1 protein-coding gene is annotated in these 1079 nt (G+C 66.7%); it reads right to left on the bottom strand.

What is annotated here, in order from left to right:
• On the bottom strand, positions 1-1060 hold a 1060-nt coding region (locus KBX37_RS33920), incomplete at its 3' end, for an IS630 family transposase (RefSeq protein WP_374103949.1).
• Positions 1061-1079 lie beyond the last annotated feature (19 nt).

The raw sequence follows: 1079 nt of genomic DNA, 5'->3' as shown, positions 1-1079 counted from the left end.
CTCGTCCACGTCGGACCTTGGCCAGGATCGATTCGGCTGTGGCGGTCCACACGAACGGCTTCGGGTCGTCGTTGTGCACGCGCAGGTACTCCTCGATGGCGGCGACGAGGTCGTCGACGCTGCGGAACACGCCACGGCGGATCATCTTCTCGGTCAGGTCGGCGAACCAGCGCTCAACCAGGTTGAGCCAGGACGAGCTGGTCGGGGTGAAGTGCAGGTGAAAACGCGGGTGCTTGGCCAGCCACGCCTTGACGTTGGGGTGGGTGTGGGTGCCGTAGTTGTCGACGATCATGTGGATCTGCAGCTTGCGGGGCACGGAGGTGTCGATCGTGCGGAGGAACCGCAGGAACTCGTCGTGCCGGTGCCGGGCGAAGCACTTGCCGATCACCTTGCCGGTCAGCACATCCAACGCGGCGAACAGGGTCGTGGTGCCGTGGCGCTTGTAGTCGTGGGTCATCGTGCCGGCCCGCCCGGGCTTGAGCGGCAGGCTCGGCTGGGCGCGGTCCAGGGCCTGGATCTGGCTCTTCTCGTCCATGCACAAGACCACCGCCCTGTCCGGCGGGTTCAGGTACAGGCCCACGACGTCGACGAGCTTCTCCTCGAACCGCTTGTCGTTGGACAGCTTGAACGTCTCCACCAGGTGCGGCTTGAGCCCTCGGGCGTCCCACACCCGCTGCACAGTCGCCGGACTCACACCGACCTTCGCCGCCATCGAACGGCACGACCAGTGCGTCGCCCCCTCCGGCTTCGAGTGCAGCGTCAACTCCACAATCCGGTCGATCGTCTCCTGCGGAATCGACGCCTTACGGCCACGACCCGGCCCAACCCTGCCGAGATCGGCCAGCCCACGCTCGGCGAACTCGGACCGCCATGCCCGCACCGTCACCCGGGTCACCCCGGCCAGCACCGCATTGTCGGCATTGGACATCCCGTCCGCGGCGCGCAGCAGCACCTGCGCCCGCTGCACCAGCCGATGCTCGACCGTACGCGACTTGGCAAGAGACTCCAGCAGTTCCCGCTGACCGGGTTCGAGCACCAGTGGCGCTGCAGCACGTGTCACGTCCACAGCTTACTCAAAC

It is taken from the genome of Micromonospora sp. U56 (genome assembly GCF_018070095.1).
GTDB classification, from domain to species: Bacteria; Actinomycetota; Actinomycetes; order Mycobacteriales; family Micromonosporaceae; genus Micromonospora; species Micromonospora purpureochromogenes.
This window is presented reverse-complemented; position numbering and strand designations above follow the sequence as displayed.